The organism is Vagococcus vulneris, from assembly GCF_003950515.1.
GTDB lineage: Bacteria > Bacillota > Bacilli > Lactobacillales > Vagococcaceae > Vagococcus > Vagococcus vulneris.
In genome coordinates this window covers 1-17,276 of sequence record NZ_NGJS01000024.1, presented here as the reverse complement: position 1 = coordinate 17,276, position 17,276 = coordinate 1, and the positions used below count along the sequence as shown (strand labels likewise).

The 17,276-nt window shown below is 33.1% G+C and carries 20 protein-coding genes and 1 pseudogene; 2 read left to right on the top strand and 19 right to left on the bottom strand.

Going from position 1 to position 17,276, the window contains the following annotated elements; genetic code table 11:
• Positions 1–281: 281 nt before the first annotated feature.
• The 17 genes and pseudogenes from CBF37_RS10845 to mobQ all read right to left on the bottom strand — a co-directional run bounded on the left by CBF37_RS10845 (position 282) and on the right by mobQ (position 15,299).
• Positions 282–1,145: a zeta toxin family protein gene (locus CBF37_RS10845; RefSeq protein WP_125984770.1), complete on the bottom strand. Its 864-nt coding sequence runs from the start codon at positions 1,143–1,145 to the stop codon at positions 282–284.
• A gap of 1 nt (position 1,146) precedes the next feature.
• Positions 1,147–1,419, bottom strand: coding sequence for an antitoxin (locus CBF37_RS10840; protein ID WP_000301765.1), 273 nt, complete (start codon positions 1,417–1,419; stop codon positions 1,147–1,149).
• A 16-nt stretch (positions 1,420–1,435) separates the two neighbouring features.
• Positions 1,436–1,651 carry a peptide-binding protein gene (locus CBF37_RS10835; protein WP_001835296.1) on the bottom strand — a complete coding sequence of 72 codons (216 nt, stop codon included), beginning with the start codon at positions 1,649–1,651 and terminating at the stop codon, positions 1,436–1,438.
• Positions 1,652–1,742: 91 nt separating this feature from the next.
• Positions 1,743–2,639 (bottom strand): ParA family protein, encoded by an 897-nt coding sequence (locus CBF37_RS10830; RefSeq protein WP_125984769.1) that lies wholly within the window; start codon positions 2,637–2,639, stop codon positions 1,743–1,745.
• Between the two features lie 81 nt (positions 2,640–2,720).
• Entirely contained in the window at positions 2,721–4,865 is a 2,145-nt protein-coding gene (locus CBF37_RS10825) for a type IA DNA topoisomerase (RefSeq protein WP_125984768.1), read from the bottom strand.
• Complete coding sequence (locus CBF37_RS10820; RefSeq protein WP_125984767.1) at positions 4,865–5,482, bottom strand: recombinase family protein; 618 nt, start codon at positions 5,480–5,482, stop codon at positions 4,865–4,867. Before CBF37_RS10820 ends, CBF37_RS10825 begins: the two co-directional genes overlap by 1 nt.
• Positions 5,483–5,545: 63 nt before the next feature.
• Positions 5,546–5,917, bottom strand: a complete 372-nt coding sequence (locus CBF37_RS10815; protein WP_012477193.1) for a DUF3021 family protein — start codon at positions 5,915–5,917, stop codon at positions 5,546–5,548.
• A 364-nt stretch (positions 5,918–6,281) separates the two neighbouring features.
• On the bottom strand, positions 6,282–7,772 hold the full coding sequence (locus CBF37_RS10810) for a primase C-terminal domain-containing protein (protein WP_125984766.1): 1,491 nt from the start codon (positions 7,770–7,772) through the stop codon (positions 6,282–6,284).
• A gap of 380 nt (positions 7,773–8,152) precedes the next feature.
• On the bottom strand, positions 8,153–8,431 hold the full coding sequence (locus CBF37_RS10805) for a helix-turn-helix transcriptional regulator (protein ID WP_024407057.1): 279 nt from the start codon (positions 8,429–8,431) through the stop codon (positions 8,153–8,155).
• 300 nt (positions 8,432–8,731) lie between these two features.
• Positions 8,732–10,639 (bottom strand): collagen-binding domain-containing protein, encoded by a 1,908-nt coding sequence (locus CBF37_RS11920; protein ID WP_125984765.1) that lies wholly within the window; start codon positions 10,637–10,639, stop codon positions 8,732–8,734.
• 75 nt (positions 10,640–10,714) lie between these two features.
• A pseudogene (locus CBF37_RS10795) lies at positions 10,715–10,933 on the bottom strand (transposase); the annotation flags it as partial.
• A gap of 61 nt (positions 10,934–10,994) precedes the next feature.
• On the bottom strand, positions 10,995–11,675 hold the full coding sequence (locus tag CBF37_RS10790; protein WP_001015311.1) for an IS6-like element IS1216 family transposase: 681 nt from the start codon (positions 11,673–11,675) through the stop codon (positions 10,995–10,997).
• Between the two features lie 53 nt (positions 11,676–11,728).
• The gene (locus tag CBF37_RS10785; protein ID WP_240626711.1) at positions 11,729–11,899 is read right to left on the bottom strand and encodes a hypothetical protein; all 171 of its coding nucleotides are present in this window, start codon (positions 11,897–11,899) and stop codon (positions 11,729–11,731) included.
• 10 nt (positions 11,900–11,909) lie between these two features.
• Positions 11,910–12,539, bottom strand: coding sequence for a hypothetical protein (locus tag CBF37_RS10780; protein WP_108173625.1), 630 nt, complete (start codon positions 12,537–12,539; stop codon positions 11,910–11,912).
• Positions 12,540–12,555: 16 nt separating this feature from the next.
• Positions 12,556–12,939: a glycosyl transferase gene (locus tag CBF37_RS10775; protein WP_001083514.1), complete on the bottom strand. Its 384-nt coding sequence runs from the start codon at positions 12,937–12,939 to the stop codon at positions 12,556–12,558.
• Positions 12,940–12,957: 18 nt separating this feature from the next.
• Positions 12,958–13,290 carry a CagC family type IV secretion system protein gene (locus CBF37_RS10770; RefSeq protein WP_125984764.1) on the bottom strand — a complete coding sequence of 111 codons (333 nt, stop codon included), beginning with the start codon at positions 13,288–13,290 and terminating at the stop codon, positions 12,958–12,960.
• Positions 13,291–13,313: 23 nt separating this feature from the next.
• A complete protein-coding gene (gene mobQ / locus CBF37_RS10765) occupies positions 13,314–15,299 on the bottom strand; it encodes a MobQ family relaxase (protein WP_125984763.1) in 1,986 nt (661 codons plus the stop codon).
• A gap of 291 nt (positions 15,300–15,590) precedes the next feature.
• Here mobQ and CBF37_RS10760 point away from each other — a divergent pair, with 291 nt between their 5' ends.
• Both CBF37_RS10760 and CBF37_RS10755 read left to right on the top strand, forming a co-directional pair.
• Entirely contained in the window at positions 15,591–15,890 is a 300-nt protein-coding gene (locus CBF37_RS10760; RefSeq protein ID WP_125984762.1) for a hypothetical protein, read from the top strand.
• 2 nt (positions 15,891–15,892) lie between these two features.
• Positions 15,893–16,150: a hypothetical protein gene (locus tag CBF37_RS10755; RefSeq protein ID WP_002325623.1), complete on the top strand. Its 258-nt coding sequence runs from the start codon at positions 15,893–15,895 to the stop codon at positions 16,148–16,150.
• Positions 16,151–16,243: 93 nt separating this feature from the next.
• Here CBF37_RS10755 and CBF37_RS10750 read toward each other — a convergent pair whose 3' ends face one another.
• Both CBF37_RS10750 and CBF37_RS10745 read right to left on the bottom strand, forming a co-directional pair.
• Positions 16,244–16,477 carry a hypothetical protein gene (locus CBF37_RS10750; RefSeq protein WP_002332654.1) on the bottom strand — a complete coding sequence of 78 codons (234 nt, stop codon included), beginning with the start codon at positions 16,475–16,477 and terminating at the stop codon, positions 16,244–16,246.
• A 33-nt stretch (positions 16,478–16,510) separates the two neighbouring features.
• Positions 16,511–17,008 carry a DnaJ domain-containing protein gene (locus tag CBF37_RS10745; protein ID WP_002325587.1) on the bottom strand — a complete coding sequence of 166 codons (498 nt, stop codon included), beginning with the start codon at positions 17,006–17,008 and terminating at the stop codon, positions 16,511–16,513.
• Between the last annotated feature and the right edge of the window lie 268 nt (positions 17,009–17,276).

The following is a 17,276-nucleotide window of genomic DNA, read 5'->3' as shown; positions in this document are numbered from 1 at the left end:
AGTGTGTTCGTGTCGTTTGCTGTGACGAGTACGCAACATAGACACAAAGAAAACACAAGGGCGAGCTTGCTCGTTTATATACCCTTGTGTTTTCGACTGGATATGTTAAGGTAACAAACAGTAAATGGCACGTTACAGACTGCAAAATGTACCAACTGAAAAAAGAAAGAATACCGTTGTCTGCTTTATTTCTCGATCAGCTTTTAAAACATGAGGAAATGTTTTTATAAAAAAAGAGTAGTTACCGTTTTTTGGTAACTACTCTTTTCCTTTTTTAAGGTTTAAATCCCTGGAAGTTTAGGTGTTTTGGGTATTGGTGGTGTAGGTGGCTGCAAGCTTTCCAATTTTTGTTGAATTGCTTTAAATTCAGGTGTCTCTTGGTGTTTATTTAGAATCATTTTTTGCTCTATTCGTTCTAAAGTCGGTTGAATTTCTTTACTTGCTACTTTACGATTCAATTCTTTTTCTAAGGTTTCTTTTGGACTAATAGAAGGTGTTTCCAAACTTGAATAGAGTTTTACTCCTTCTCTGTTATATAGCCTTATATCGCTAAATAAGCCCGTTTTTTTAAGTGTTTCTAAATTGTTAGGTAAATTTTTAACAACAATATCATGTGCTTGCTTTGGTGTTGCCCTGGCTGTCGTTGGATCATCTGCATACATGGTTTCATATCGTTCAATTGTTCCTAAATATGAGTTGATTTTAGGTACTGCCATGACATACATTTTTGTTTCATAACCTTTAGATTGAAGCATTGTTGCGGTTTGAATAGGAACGTCTGTTGTTCGTCCTGTACCTTCGATCACCAAATTATACCCTTTATCGCTCAAACGGCTTATGATCGCTTCTGTCATGCGATTAGAATAAGGGGTAACGTGTTTTACTACGTCTTTTTCATAAAGTTTCACTAGTTCATCAAAATTAGGGTGCTGTTGTTTAAAGGTATCATTATCAATGACAATAACATTCCCTTGTGTTTCTTCAAAAATTGCTGATCGCAAACTGGTTTTCCCTGACCCTGGTTGCCCACCAAGTAAAAAAGCGGTTGGCGATTCAACCGCTTTTTTTCCTTGAATCAATTCTTCTAAATTATCATTTAAGCGATTCTCAAATTGTTTGTCAGTAAAATTGACTATATTTGCCATATTAAGCCACTTTCTCTTTATTCAAAACTTGTTTTGAGTAACGATTCATTGACCGCCAATACTCATGAACGGCTTGTAATTCTTCTAAAGAATAATCAAAAAGATTTACACGTTTTGCAAGCTTTAATTGGTTTAATAAATTGACTTCCAATAATTGAGAGTCATTTTTATTTAATTCATGGTTCAAAACATAGTTTAATACTCGATTATAAACGCTTGCCGATAATTCGTTAATGATCTCTATTTCAAATGTTTTTTCATACGTAACTGCCATTTCATTTTCACTCCTTTTAAAGTTTGTCAGGTAAATATTTCCGTATATATTCTTCTAAGGCTTGATCCATAACTTCTTTTACGTTTCCGCCATTCTTTGCTGTTTCGATTTTTATGATATGGTGTAAGTCAGCACGAACACGAACCGTCTTATCTCCCATTATATCTTTTTTTGCACTGATTGGTGTATCATTTCGTTTTGCTTTTTGTGCGCCTAAATTTCCCACAATCACTCACTTCTTTCTATTTCTTCTTATTCTTATTTTATCATCAACAATCACAAATCACAAGTGATTTGTGATTAATCACTTGTGATTTGTGATTCTATTCTTTTTCGTTTTCTAATTGAATAATTCGCTCAAGCATTTCAAAAAATACGTTCTCATACATGGATAAAACTTTTTTGTCATAGCCTTTGTGTTCTGTAATGCCGTTTTTAGACCAGGTACTTACTTTATTACTTCGCTTGATAATATTTTGGAAAACCAAGTTATCTTCTTTATGTTGCTTGTACAGTTCTTCCAGGTTTGATTTTATCGTTGCGCTGTCCGTATCAACTAAATAAGGAACAAAACCGATCATATCTAGTCCAGGGTTAAATTGTTCTTGTAAATCAATCAAATAGGAAATATAGTTTTGAATGTTGTTTGTACTTTCTTCTTCTGCTTGTAAAGGGATCATAACGTAATCACTTGCCACGATTGCATTATTTGTATAAACGCTTGGCGTTGGTACAGTATCAATAATAATGAGATCATAGTCACTTTTTAAAGGTTCCAACAGAGTAGCTAGTAATTTACTTTCATTTTCAAACGTCCATGAGCGAGTTAATTTTGGTAATAACATCAAATCAAACGTGCCAGGGATCAAGTCTAAATTATCAGTCAAATGAATAATAGAAGAAGCCAAGTTTCCATTTTTCAAGCCTTCATAAAAATTGACACGTGGCAATTCTACCTCAAAAGTTTTTGCTAAGTCTTTTGTCAATGTTGCCTGTAAGTCCTTATCGATCATTAAAACTTTTAAATTCAATTTGTCTGTCAAGTAAGCAAACATAGTCGATAATTTGGACTTTCCAACACCACCTTTAAAGTAATTATTCAAGATAATAATTGCTTCAGTTTTATTGTTTAAAATACGTCTTAATTCTTCAAGTATTTTTAGTTTTTCCTTCTCCATAACTACGCCCCATTCTTTTTTTGTATAGTAATATTGTATCATTAAGAATCACAAATCACAAGTGATTTGTGATAAGTGATTTGTGATTAATATATAAAAGCCCTCTTTAAAGGGCTTTTATGTTTATTTTGAGAAAGATATAAAATCAATATATCCCTTTTCCCCAATTTTTACAACGGCATTGTAGGGCTTTTTCTCTTTGTTTTTGATTCCTTTTACCAGGGTTTCTTTTCCCTCCAGTAATTCTTTTACATTCGTTTTGGTTAGTTTTTTCTTTCTAAAATGTTCAGCTAAAGTAAACTTACATTCAGGATAATTTGAACAACCATAAAACGATTTTTTTAATACAATATTGTTGCCACACTTAGGACATTTTCCTACAATACTTTTTTCTGCTTCTTTTTCTTTCTGTTCCTGGTAATCAGAAAAATTTAGTTTTTCTATATCGTTAGGTACAGCTTCCAGTAAATGAACAATGAATTTTTTGATATTCGTAATAAAGTTCTCTTGATTGCCTTCTCTTTTACCGATTTTTTTTAAATACGTTTCCCATTTAGCCGTCATTTCAGCACTCGTTAAAAGGTGCTGACTTTCAACTGCCTGGCACAATAATTTTCCTTTTTCAGTTACAACAAGCTTATTCTTAATCACTTGGATATATTCTTTTTGTTTTAACGCTTCAATAATACTTGCTCTTGTCGCTTCTGTTCCAATCCCCTCAACTTCTTGTAAAATCTTGATTGCTTCTTCATCATCAACCGTTTTATTCGCCGTTTTCATAGCAGTTAATAATGTACCCTCTGTAAAAGCTTTTGGCGGTTGCGTTTCTTTTTCAACACTCTTAACACCAACTTCGGCACGTTCGCCAATGATAACGAGTGGTAACGTTTGAACGTCCTCTTTTTCTTCTTTGGTTTGTTGTTTGAAAAGAATTTTCCACCCTTCTTGCTTTGGTGTCTTTCCGATTGATTGAAAAAGTAAGTCGGCTACTTTGGTTTGTATCTTGGTTTCTTCATACAAGTAATCAGGTAAAAACATGGCAACGGTCGTTTTAACGACTAAAGCATAAATTTTTCGTTGCAAATCGTCCATTTTCGCTAATGCAGATTCGTTAGGTACTTGTTTTGTTGGGATAATGGCGTGGTGTTCCTGTACCTTACTACCGTCCACATAACGCTTTCTAGGCTCTGTTTGAACCATTTCAAGATCAAGTCCTAAAAAACCGCTATATTTGCCAAAATTCGCTTTTAAATAAGCAAATTCGTTCTCTGTAATAAATGGTGTATCTGTTCTTGGATAACTCAATAATTTTGCTTCATACAGTCCTTGCATAGCTTTTAAAGTTTGGCTCGCTGTCGCTTTATAAAGCTGATTGACTTTTGATTGCAAACTACTTAAAGAAAACAGACTAGGACTATTCGTTTTTTTCTCTTTGGTTTGCACGTCAGCGATTCTGCCCTCTTGATTGCCTATTTTAGCGTGATTTGAAGAAACAAAGGATAAAAGTTCCTCTTGGGTCTTAAATCGCTGTGTGGGGCTTAGAACGCCCTTAAATGACCCTTGGTTTACTTTTATACTAGCTTCCACCTCAAAAAAAGGTTCTTTTTTAAAATTCTCTATGGCTTCCTGGCGTTGATAAATGAGATATAAAGTCGGTGTTTGTACACGTCCTAAAGAAAATGTACCTTGTACGCCTTTTTGTTGTAAATTCAAGGTATATAAAGGGCTTGCGTTCATGCCGATCAACCAATCGGCAATTTGGCGTGTTTGCGCTTCTTGATAAAAGGGATAGTAATTCATTCCTGGTTGCAAATTTTGAAAACCGCTTCGGATCACATCTTTTTCTAAGCTATTGATCCATAGTCTTTTAAATGTTTTATCTTTTGAAAAGGCATTTGCTTTATGGATAATCGACCAGGCGATATTTTCACCTTCTCTGTCGCTATCTGTTGCAATAATAATTGTATTTGCCTTTTTGAGAAGTTCTGCAACAATTTTAAACTGCTTTCCCTTATCTTTTGCAACTTCAAAATCGTATCGATCAGGAAAAATCGGCAACGATTCAAGTTTCCAATTTTGCCACTTTTCGTCATAATGACCTGGTTCTGCTAATTCCACTAAATGCCCAAAACCAAAGGTGATAAACGTTTCATCTGTAAATAGTGGGTCTTTGATCTCAAAATAGCCGTCTTTCTTATCACTCTGTTTCAATGCCTGGGCATAGGCTAACGCCTGGCTTGGTTTTTCAGCTAAAATAACTGTACTCATTAACTATCCCTCTTTCCCTTGTTTTTTCTTTGATCGACTGTCACATTATATCTTGCTCGATACCTTCTAAACGTTCGGCGATTGATTCCAGTTTGTTCTTCAACTTCTTTATCGGATAAACCATTCAAAAACAAATCAAAAGCATGCTTTAAACGTGGATCATTTTCTTTAAATTTATGCTGACGACCTTTGAATTTTCCTTTTGACTTAGCTATTTCAATCCCTTGGGCTTGTCGTTCTTTAATACGTTTGCGTTCTGATTCCGCTTGATACTTATATAATTCAATCACTAAATTATTAATCAAACGCCTTAAATTTTCATCTTCAATCCCATTCATAGAGGGCAAATTCAAAACTTCAAGCGTTGCTCCTTTTTGTTGAATGGCATTCATCAATTCTGTTAATTCTTTATTATTCCGTCCTAATCGATCTAATTCAGTAACTACAACAATATCCTCTTCACGAATATAGTTAAGCATAGCTTGTAATTGTGGACGTTCGACCGATTGACCGCTTAATTTGTCTGAAAAGACCTTAGAAACGCCCTGTAACGCTTGTAATTGCCGATCTAAGTTCTGTTCTTTGCTACTTACTCGTGCATACCCTATTTTAGTCATTAATATCTTTCCTTTTTTAAAAAAAGTTTTTTTAAATTCCACAAGCAAATATATAAGCTAAACTTATTTATTTAGTAGCTTTCCAAAAATAAAAAATGAAATTATCCATAAAACAACGCCAACTACCAAGAAGATCGCCAATAACTTTAAGAAATCAAAGATATTTGACAATGGAAACCACCCACTAATTATCAAACAAGGAAAAACTGTTATCAGCATTACAAAAAAGTGAATAATAGATTGCTGTGTTAAAGTTAAATTATCAATCTCATAAATCACGCTAGCAGCTGAAACTAATGTAATAATTATTCCTACTAGGAAAGTACTTTTTATTTGAAATGAGTTCAACTTCTGATAAACCATTATTAAAGATATTCCGCTCATAATTACAAAGGGAATAATTCCCCTTATGATTGCATCTATAATGTATTTCATTTTTGACACCTCCACTCTAATTTTGCCCAACTTAAATGTCCTATTTTCTAATCCCAGTATACCACAAAAAATCAATACTTACTAAAAAGGACAATCAAGTATACTCTATTGACCTATAAATGATAGCAACTTAAAAGATCAAGTGTTCGCTTCGCTCTCACTGCCCCTCGACGTTTTAGTAGCCTTTCCCTCACTTCGTTCAGTCCAAGCCAACTAAAAGTTTTCGGGCTACTCTCTCCTTCTCCCCCTAATAATTAATTAAAATCTTACTCTGTATATTTCTGCTAATCATTCACTAAACAGCAAAGAAAAAACAAACACGTATCATAGATATAAATGTAATGGCATAGTGCGGGTTTTATTTTTAGCCCGTATCAAGGCTAAATAAATCAATTTGTTCTGCTGTTTTTGGTCGCTCTGACAGCTGTTTCATCATACTTTGAATAAATGTACCTTCTAAACCAAAAGCTTCTGTGAGGGCTTGTATATAGCTTTCTTTTTCTTCTTTTTTTACTTTAATGATCGATAGCAACAATGATTTAACACTAGCAAGTTGAATGCCACCATTTCTTCCTGGTTTAATCTTAAAGAAAATTTCCTGATTCGCCTTCAGTACCTTCAGCAATTTATCTAATGTCCGTTCAGGAATGCCTAGCACTTCTCTAATCTCTTTTTTGGTCGTCACTAAATAAGGCTTGTATACATCGCTTTTTTCGCTAATATAAGCCATTAAATCTTCTTTCCATTCTGACAAATGAACACGTTGACGTTCGCTTCTTTTTTTCTTGAATTTAAACCACCCTTGACGGACAAATAAATCTTTACTGGTTAAATCACTTGATACCCAAGCTTTGCAAAGAATGGTAATGTATTCCCTATTAGCCCCTTGATAGTTTTCTGAATAGGCACTTCTAACAATTTTGATTACTTCTTTTTCTTCTAAGGGTTGATCTAATCGATTATTAAACTCAAACATATTATATTCGCACGTTTCGATTGAATAGCCTGAACTAAAGTAGGCTAAAGAGAGGGTAAACATAACGCTATTGCGCCCTACTAAACCCTTTTCTCCTGAAAATTTCGTTTCGTGCAATAAGAGATTAAACCAGGGTTCATCTACTTGTTTTTTGCCTTCTGTACCGCTTAAAACCGTTAGACTTGAACGAGTAAAGCCCTTATTATCTGTTTGTTTGAAAGACCAATCTTGCCATTCTTTGAAAGAATAACGGTAATTGGGATCAAAAAATTCTACATTGTCCGTTCTTGGTATACGAGCAATCCCAAAATGATTGCACGTTAGATCAACTGGCAAAGACTTTCCAAAATATTCTCGGATATTTTGCGAGATTATTTTGGCTGCTTTGACAGATTTAAATTCTGATTTTGAAGTCACATAGACTGGCGTTTCTAAAACAAAATATGCTTGATAACCTTTATCAGATTTGATAATTAACGTAGGCATAAAACCTAAATCAATAGCTGTTGTTAAAATATCGCTTGCTGAAATAGTTTCTTTTTCCGTGTGAATATCAAAATCAATAAAGAAGGTATTGATTTGTCTTAAATTGTTTTCAGAATGTCCTTTAGTGTATGAACGGTTTTCGTCTGCATACGTACCATAACGATAAACGTTTGGTGTCCAATGCGTAAATGTATCTTGATTTTCGTGAATCGCTTCTTCGGAAGTCAGAACAACGCCACGTCCGCCAATCATGCTTTTTTTTGAGCGATACGCAAAAATAGCCCCTTTGCTTTTACCTGGCTTGGTAGTGATTGAGCGAATTTTACTATTTTTAAATTTGTACTTTAACAAGCCGTCATGAAGCACAGTTTCTACAACAAAAGGAATATTCATTCAGCTGTTCTCCTTTCTTACGAAAATTAATTAGTTAGAAGCTACGATCAAAGTTGAATCACAACAAAAAAGGCAATCAACTAAGTTTTTCTTAATTGATTGCCTGGTATCTTCTTAAAGACTTGAAATCCCCTCAAAAACCCGATATAATGGGTTTACAGATATTTAAGTATCTGATTAATAAAGTAATTAAATACTTTACCAAATTTTGGGTCTCGACTTCTTTAATTGATTGGTGGTAATCAATTAAGGCTCGCAGTTAAAGTTTCTCAGGCTTTAACTGGTCGTGGCTCTTTTTTTGTATTCTTTATTCAGTTCGTTGTTTCGTTATATCTAGTATATCGCTTTTTAAAAAAATAAGCAATGATTTCGTGCATTATTCACACGAAATCATTGCTTTTTTCTTCTTCCATTTCTAACTCCAATGTTACTTGTTCTGTTTCTGGTTCTGGTTCTGTTGGCTCATTTGGGATTAAATCCACTACTAGCGTTGAGTTAGTTAACTTTGCAATTTGTTCTAGTGTTTTTATGGTTGGATCTGATTTTCCTGATTCTATTCGTGAATAATTTGATCTACTCATTTCTAATTCTTGGGAGAATTTTTCTTTTGATTTGGTACCTCTCATCTTTTTTAAGCTTTCTCTAAATGCTAGTTCCAAGTTTCTCCCCCCTCTTTTTGTGTCATAAAATTCACGCTTTATTTAAATTATAGCTTTTAATATCTTAATAAACAAGTGATTAATCACTTGTGATTTGTGATTATTCCAAAAGTAGGTAATTTCACCAACCTTTTTCAAAAGTTTTTATCGACGATTATTGGACTGGATCGTGTTTCCTAGAACGATTCTAAGCACATGTTTAATTTTAAAGTGGGCAATTATCTTTAAAATGTCCTACAATGATTCAATAAAAGCATGGCTGCTAGTGAAACTTGCGACCATGCTTTTATAAATACTTAATTAGATTCTCTTTTTAAAAATGAATGCTGATCCTAATACCATTAATGACCCTAGGACAGACAATGCAATATTTTCTGTTTCTCCTGTTTTTGGTAAAACTTTCATTTTTCCGTCTGAACCTTTAACCGTTACTGTTCCGTCTTTTTGAACGTTTGCGCCAATTTCTTTAGCTTCAACTTTCTTTGTTGTTCCGTCTGCTAATTGAATGATTGGTTTACTATCTTCAACTGCAACAATCACTTCGCCTGTATCTGTATTAACTGGGTTTTCGATTGGGTTTGTGTCTACTGGTTTACTTGGTTCTGTTGGCTCTGTCGGCTTGCTTGGCTCTGTCGGCTTGCTTGGTTCCGTTGGTTCCGTCGGTTCTGTTGGTTCCGTTGGTTCCGTTGGTTCCGTTGGTTCTGTTGGTTCCGTTGGTTCTGTTGGTTCCGTTGGTTCCGTCGGTTCTGTTGGTTCCGTTGGTTCTGTTGGTTCCGTTGGTTCCGTTGGTTCTGTTGGTTCCGTTGGTTCTGTTGGTTCCGTTGGTTCCGTTGGTTCCGTCGGTTCTGTTGGTTCCGTCGGTTCTGTTGGTTCCGTTGGTTCCGTCGGTTCTGTTGGTTGAGTCGGCTGAGTCGGTTGAGTCGGTTGAGGTTGAATATCCCATCTATGCGATTCTCCGCCTGTTATATTAACTATATTAGCAACAATGTTCCCATCGATATTCACACCGGCGTTGATCGTTGCATTAGGAGCCAAAATGCTTCCCATAAAGCGGCCTGAAGTAAAATTAAATGTTTGGTTCCCAGTTCCAAAATTCCATAATATATGATTTGGTTCAGAATGTGACTCCCCATTAGATAAAGAATTTGTACCATCGTCGTAGTTTAATTGAACTTGTGTTGCAATGGATTGATCGCTTGAGGGAATGTCAGTTACATTAATTACTACTGTTGGTCCATCAATACTACTAGCCAGTCCTTTAATCGTGATAGGCTGTGGAGCATTTAAGTACTGGAAGGGAATATTAACGTAAATGATGCCATTAGTTGGTGTAACATTAGTTATATCAACATAGCGATTATTCATATCAGAATAGTCTGAAATAACACCTGTTGACTGATTGTTACTATAATATTTTTTGGACGCGGTTGTTAGCTGGCTAAACACATCACTGAAATCAATATATGTTTGGCCATTGATATCTTGATAGACATCATTAGGATCTAAGTTAGACATAACAATACCATTAATTAATACTTTATTATCATTTATGGTGATATTAACATTACTGCCTAAAACTACATGGTTAAACGTGGTATTTCTAAAAGCGTTGCTTTGCAAATTTTTTGCTAGTTGTTGAATATAATATATATCCCCATTGGTTAAGTTATAGGATTCTCCACGAGTACCAAAATCATTAGAATTATTTAAAATACCAACAGCCAAATTACCATTAGTATCGGCACTTAGACTAGCCTGATTGGCAAAAATATGGAATAAAGAGGCCAATTTCAAAACACTATTAGCATTTAAATTATTGATATCAATTCCAAGTTCTTTTAAATAGTTATCTTCATTAATAAAAGTAGCAGGCTGTACATTGCTAGACGCCAATATAGTACTTTTAATCACGGGACTACTTGTATTCTTGGTTGTTATACTGTTATTGGATATAGAAATAGTATTTACCAATCCATTATTAACTGTAGTCGCTTTAGGATTATCAACCGATGAAGTAGTGATGTTGCTATCTGTATAATCATTATTCGCTGAATTATCAGTTGATGTGGTAGTTGCAGTAACATCCGCTCTTGCTGCGTACGTATCCTCACTTACTCCAATACCCAAAGCAACAACCGCAATAGTCGCAATAGCTGGAGAGATCCACTTCTTCCCAGATTTATACATTTTACAATGTAATTTTTCCATAAAATATACTCCTTTTCAATAATTAATTGTTAGTATCTAAGAGAAGTATATAATTAAAAGTGGTAAATATCTAGTTTAATCCGAATTTTTGGATAAATTTTTCAGCATAACCTGATACGGTGTTTGCCAGTCGAGTATTTTAAGCGGTCGCTGGTTAATTTGGAGTAACGTCGTCGTTAAATCTTGAGCACTAATGTGCTCAAAACGAGTTCCTTTAGGATAAAAATAACGTAAATTCCGATTAAAGCGTTCATTACTACCTCGTTCAGCTGGAGTATAAGCATGGCAGTAATAGATCTGGTTCTGTTACAAAGTTTTAAATAAAGAATAAAATCCCTTACGGTATCTCTATGATTTAAGCTGGGATTCCCAATAATACCTTGATTTCAGTACAGACCGAAAACCCGAAGAGAGTGCCTTCTTTTCGGGTTTTCTTATATAATCCTCGAATGGCTTCCATGCCTTTAATCGTGGTAGAGGCAGTGCGTAAACTTCGATAGAATTTATTGCGTCTCTTTACTGGACGATGGTCTTGTTCAATCAAATTATTCAGGTATTTAATGGTACGATGTTCTGTTCCTTGATAAAAGCCGTATTCTTTTAGTTTCTTAAAGGCACTTGTAATAGAGGGGGCTTTATCTGTGACTACAACCTTCGGTTCATCAAACTGCTTCACTAACCGCTTAAGAAAAGCATAGGCTGCTTGTGTGTCCCGTTTTTTACGTAACCAAATATCCAAGGTTAAACCATCTGCATCGATGGCTCGATACAAATAATGCCATTTTCCTTTAATTTTGATGTACGTTTCATCCATTTTCCATGAATAAAAGGATTTTTTATTTTTCTTTTTCCAAATTTGATAGAGTAGTTTGCCATATTCTTGCACCCAACGATAAATCGTCGTATGAGAAACGTTAATGCCACGATCATATAAGATTTCTTGAACTTCACGATAGCTAAGGTTATAACGAAGATAGTAGCCCACGGCTACAATAATCACATCCTGCTGAAATTGCTTTCCTTTAAAATGATTCATCGTCATTCCTCCTGCTATCTTTTTCTATTATTCTACCTTATTTGATAGTAGATTTAAAACTTTGCAACAGAACCGTATTTTGTAATGACATAGGGAACTGCGTATGAATCATCGATTAATAATTTGTCACGTTCTATTGTAAAATTAAATGGTGCTAAATCAGATACAACGTCCGTATCAACTTCGGGTATTACAATAATTTTCTCTTTTGGTATCTTCTCCATTTTAACGCTCCTAACTATTCAAAACCTTTTTCATCTCGCCAATCGTACACATTTCAACCTGACAATCATATTTACTTAAAAATGCAATTAAAGCTGTTCTGATTGTTCTTGTCTTATCGCGTAACACTTGATAGGACAATTCCAAACTGTCGTAAGTTTCCTTTGAAATTGGTTCAGAATTAATTACAAAATGTTGTTTCTTTGAAGTTTCCATGTTACTTGCTAAATTTCTATAATGATAATAGTAACTAGCCTTTAGTTGTAATAAAGCTTCGTTATGCCCTGGCATTTTGCGATAATTTTCTACTGTATTCCCCCAGGCTTCTACAAAATCGTCAATTTCTACTGGTACATTCTTAGAAGTGATCTGCGGTTCATATAGAACGTTTTGAGATAGAAAGACACCAAAATCTTCGTTTAAACCTTCTTGCTCTGATACTGGCAATGTATCAACGTTTAAGCCGTCAACTTTTAGCATACTCACAAGGCTGAATTGCTTTTTTTCTGGCTGATAAACGACAAAAAAGTCTTTAAAAACGCCTTGAAATCGGGAACTATCTTCCCAATAAATCATTTCTTTTATAGGATCGTTTTTTTTATTATCGTTACTTTTGGAACTTGTTTTTAGAAAATCAAACAATGAAATCACCTCTCTTTTAAACTCGTTCTTTTGGCTTTTTATAATAGACTTTTGGTCTTTTAGAAAAGTCTTTTCTTTGCTTCATAAAATCAGATATAGAAATGTTAGGTCGGTCTGTAATTGGTTTAATCGTATAAAACGCCCATACACCACCAAATGACACCAAACCAACAATGACATAGATAATTAAAGGAAAAACGGCTGTGCTACGGAAAATAAGAATTGCCAATAGCACGCTTATTAATGCCGTACCGATCGCTTTTGCTGATTGTTTTAAATCTAGCCCTAAAATGACTGTGTACCGATCAGATACATTGGAAGGGAAAAACCAAGTCCGACCTTTTTCAGTATCTGCATTTAACAAATCTAGTAAGGCTTGTTTCACTTGATCACTGTTCATAACTAACTCCCTTCTCTATTAAGCAAGTAGTCCGTATGCCCAAGGTACTAACCAAACCAATGCCCCACCTAATGCTGTAACAAGCAAAGCTGTTCCTAATGCTTTATACATGGTATTTTTTTCTTGTGGATCATCAATAGACGGCAAATATTTAATAACAATTTTTGCACAAGCAATCCCACCAACTACAACAATTAAGGCTGTTAAAACACCTTTTATAGTGTTACCTGCTTGAACTAATTTTGCTTGTGGATCAGTGGCTGCAAACACTAGATCAGTAATAAACAATGTACCCAACGCAACAACCGCACTTCCAAGCTTAAACTTTGTATCTTTGATAAATTTTTTCATTTTATACACCTCTTGTTTTTATTTTATCGCAAAGGAATATTCCTTTGTAATGATTGATTTTCTTTTGCTTTTGTTTGCTTAATCAATTTGTCTAGGTTTCGTTTTTTCTGTAGTTGGTTACCACTCAACAAACGATTAATTGATTTTGCAAATTGGAACATTTTTACAGTCACTTCATTTTTTTCTGGTACGTCTTTATCCAATTCTTGGGATTGATCTTTATTGGTATTTTCAATTTCTTTACTTAATTCTATCTTATCAGAATCAGGTAAATAAGCATTGCGATTAACAACCTTTTTCAGATTTTGTTTTGCTAATGGGCTTAGTTCATCAATATGTTTCATGCTATCTTGAACAAAAAATACACCTTGACAATCATTAGGAATTTTCACCGTCTGAATGTTAGTTAAGAAGCCTTTTGATTGTTCCAACATGGAATTAATTTCCTCCCTGCTGAATCTAGCAACTCCTTCGACTTTAGAAAAATCAGTTGTTTTGTAATAGTCAGCTTTTGCAAGTAACATTTCGCCTTCTATGACTGAATCTATTGAAACATTTTTATCAAATTTTCTTTCAACTTCTGATTGAACATATTCTATCAATCCTTGTTTTATTCCTATTAGTTTTTCTTTTTTAATTGATAAAATTTCTTTTCTTTCGGGGTTATTTTCTTTTGTTATACTATCTTCAACTTGTTTAATTTTTGAATCAAGATAACGGCTAGTTTGAAATGGTTTTTCTTTAAAAATCTTTTTACTTTCTTCTTTTTCTACGACTCTTTCATTGTAAATGACCTCTGCTAACTGGTCTTTATTCAATAACTGTTTTCTAAATATGGTTTCATTAACCATTGCTCTAACTTCGTGATTTGAAAATTTGTCAATATTCAAACTTGGATAAGATTTTTTGAAGAATCTTTCTGCTTGTTTATCTAAAATTTCATTTGCCTTTGTAAGCATATCTCGTTCACTACTAATTTTACTTAACATCAAACGTTGTTTTTGAATTTCCATTTTATTATTAAAGATAAGTGAATTTTCCCATCGTTTTAATTCACCTAATCGTTTATCAATGTTTTCATCATTAATAAATAATTTCAATTCTTTTGAAAGATTTTTCAGTTCTCCTTTTTCTAAAGGTGAGAAAGTTTTTTCAAATTTTAAAGTGAAGTTTTGGTCTTGTTTTAATATTTTCTCTTGATTTTCAAGTTTATCAAGTTCGGCTAGAATATCATTGTAACTTTGAATTTCTAAATTTTTTCTTTTTAACTCGCTTATAACTCCTTTTTCTTCTAATTTTTTTGAGTAAAAACCTTCATGAATTGTTGGTAGTTCTTTTTTTCCAAGTTCCGCATGCGATTTTTCTGTAATTTGTTGATCGATATTTCTAGCTTTTAAATATTGGTTAACTTTATCAGCCCAATCTTTACGAATTTCAGAAACAAGAGATTTTCTATCCCAATCATTTGTTTTAATAGAAACCATTTTAATTTTACCATTTTCTAATAAAATCGGGTTTCTATTTTCATCTAGTTTAGGTATCTTTTTTCGCTTGTTAAGAATATTTCCTTCACTATCTACTTCTCTCATTGTTAACATAATATGAGCATGGGGATTGTTTTCATCATCTCTATGAATAGCTACATCTGCAATCATTCCTTCACTGACAAAATTATCTTTAACAAATTCTTCTATCAGTGATCGTTGATCTGTATTATTTAATTCAATTGGCAATGCTACATTTACTTCTCGGCAAATTTGAGAATTCACCTGTTTTTCTGCTAATTCCATTTTGTTCCATAAAGTTTGTCTATCTAAAAATTCATTAGGTACATAATCAGGCTTTAAAATAAAAGCTTCTGGTTTAACAGTTCTATGGTTGTATAGATTAGTTTTTTCATATAGTTCACTATACAATTTTTCACCGCTTCGATAAGAAGCCATTGCAATTAAACTTCTTTTTCCGCCTTCTCTTTTTGCTATTGTCATAGATAAATGGAAGATTGCCAATTGTATAACCTCTCTTTCTTTTCAAACATGAACGTAGCGAATTTTAACAAACACGCTTGACGATAAAACGAAATGTAAATTAAGTTTTATAGCACAATTACCACTAAATAAAATTTAGGGGTATAAGTGCGCCCTTAGTAAAAAATCTAAGGGAATCTTTGATAAATTAATTCTACCACTTATCAATGAAAAAGCAAATATGTTTAATCTGACATTTTCGTTTATATTTATTGATTTTAGAAATATAATATAATATGATAGACATATACAAATTATTAGGAGGGATATTTTATGGAAAACCAAGATCAAAACATCAAGACAGAAAATGAACAAATCATTCCAAAAACAAAACCAAAAAAGAGAAAGAAAAAAACTGTTTCTGATATTGAACTTCAAATTAAAGAATTACAAAAGAAAAAAGAAGAATTAATTCTAAAATCAAAAGCAGATATTGGTGATTTTGTCCTTTCTACTCTTTCAAAAAATGATATTTCTATTGAATCGATTGAAAAAAACAAAGAATTATTCTATGACGAATTAGAAACTTTATTAAATGCGAATAGTCAAAATTTTTCTGAATTACTTAAATAGTTATGGTAAATAATGATTTAAATGACATCAACAAAAGAATAGAAAAACTAAAAATTCAAAAAAATATTTTGCGAGCGAATAGCGAGCAAAATATTAACAGAAAAAGAAGAACAAAGCGTCTAATTGAAAAAGGTGCTTTGTTAGAAAAGTATTTTGAAATTGACTATTTAACTGTAGAAGAAACGGAAGAATTTTTAAAAATTTTTTCTGAATATATTAAAGCAAATAAACCTAAAAAGTATCAAAAAAAGGAAAAATAATTTTCCTTTTTTTGATACTTTTTTAAATAAAATTGATTGTTCTTAATGTTTGTCCTTCCTTTTTTAATTGCTTTAATATTTCATTTACTGATTCTATATCCAAATCGTACCAATCACCAAAAGCGATAATATCACCTGATACTTTTTTTCTATAAAATCAACTGTTAAAGTTATTTCTCTTGTTGACATTGGCGAACGTGCTTCTATTTGATATAAATCAAAATCATATTTTTGATGATTATTTATTCCTCTCATTTCTGTTACTGTCGCTTTTATAACTTTTAAAATATTACCTTCAAAATTTATTTTTTTTATTTTAATATCCACTTTAAAACTTCCTTTCTGATAAACTTACAAGCCTTAATTGGCTTGTAAGTATTTTTTTTCTTCTTTATCTTCTTTAACCTTTTGACTTCCATACATTCCCCTTATTGTGTCCATATCATAATTTTTTCGACTACGTTTTTTATAATCGCTTGGTGCTTTATACCATGCGTATTTTTTTGGTGAATAACGAAATTCTAGGGCTTTTATGTCGTCCTTATAAGGTTTTGTATTACCTGTTAGCCATATAAATGTTCCTACTACTTCGATTGCTACGCCGTCCATTTTTAGATTGAACAATTTATTAATAATATCCTTAAACTGTTCGGGTGTTTCTGTTGTTTCTTTGGTGTAAGTTTCACCTTCTTTATTCTTATGAGTGTTTTTAAGTTTGCTAAACAGTTCGTCATATTCATTGTTCAAAATTTTCATTTCTTCTTCATTCCCGCCACAATCGGGGTGTAACTTCAAAGCTAACTTTTTGTAGGCTTTTTTCAATTCTTCCAATGTTTCAACGTTTTTAATGTATTTCATTTTTATCATTCCTTTTCTTTTTTATTTTTGGCTTTTTGACAACCATTTTTGTTAGGCGTTTGAGGAAGTGAAGCTGTTTTCCTCGAATGGTAAAAGCTGTGAATGTTCTACATATCTTGTTCCTTTCTTTTTTCGTTTAGGTGGTTCATTTTCGCCAGTGTGTTCGTGTCGTTTGCTGTGACGAGTACGCAACATAGACACAAAGAAAACACAAGGGCGAGCTTGCTCGTTTATATACCCTTGTGTTTTCGACTGGATATGTTAAGGT

Coding starts and splice junctions, on each gene's coding strand:
- CBF37_RS10760 (WP_125984762.1), top strand. CDS start 15,591: ATGGAAAACCAAGATCAAAACATCAAGACAGAAAATGAACAAATCATT.
- CBF37_RS10775 (WP_001083514.1), bottom strand. CDS start 12,939: ATGAACAGTGATCAAGTGAAACAAGCCTTACTAGATTTGTTAAATGCA.
- CBF37_RS11920 (WP_125984765.1), bottom strand. CDS start 10,639: ATGGAAAAATTACATTGTAAAATGTATAAATCTGGGAAGAAGTGGATC.
- CBF37_RS10770 (WP_125984764.1), bottom strand. CDS start 13,290: ATGAAAAAATTTATCAAAGATACAAAGTTTAAGCTTGGAAGTGCGGTT.
- CBF37_RS10785 (WP_240626711.1), bottom strand. CDS start 11,899: ATGGAGAAGATACCAAAAGAGAAAATTATTGTAATACCCGAAGTTGAT.
- CBF37_RS10810 (WP_125984766.1), bottom strand. CDS start 7,772: ATGAATATTCCTTTTGTTGTAGAAACTGTGCTTCATGACGGCTTGTTA.
- CBF37_RS10790 (WP_001015311.1), bottom strand. CDS start 11,675: ATGAATCATTTTAAAGGAAAGCAATTTCAGCAGGATGTGATTATTGTA.
- CBF37_RS10820 (WP_125984767.1), bottom strand. CDS start 5,482: ATGACTAAAATAGGGTATGCACGAGTAAGTAGCAAAGAACAGAACTTA.
- CBF37_RS10845 (WP_125984770.1), bottom strand. CDS start 1,145: ATGGCAAATATAGTCAATTTTACTGACAAACAATTTGAGAATCGCTTA.
- CBF37_RS10745 (WP_002325587.1), bottom strand. CDS start 17,008: ATGAAATACATTAAAAACGTTGAAACATTGGAAGAATTGAAAAAAGCC.
- CBF37_RS10825 (WP_125984768.1), bottom strand. CDS start 4,865: ATGAGTACAGTTATTTTAGCTGAAAAACCAAGCCAGGCGTTAGCCTAT.
- CBF37_RS10830 (WP_125984769.1), bottom strand. CDS start 2,639: ATGATACAATATTACTATACAAAAAAAGAATGGGGCGTAGTTATGGAG.
- CBF37_RS10815 (WP_012477193.1), bottom strand. CDS start 5,917: ATGAAATACATTATAGATGCAATCATAAGGGGAATTATTCCCTTTGTA.
- CBF37_RS10840 (WP_000301765.1), bottom strand. CDS start 1,419: ATGGCAGTTACGTATGAAAAAACATTTGAAATAGAGATCATTAACGAA.
- CBF37_RS10755 (WP_002325623.1), top strand. CDS start 15,893: ATGGTAAATAATGATTTAAATGACATCAACAAAAGAATAGAAAAACTA.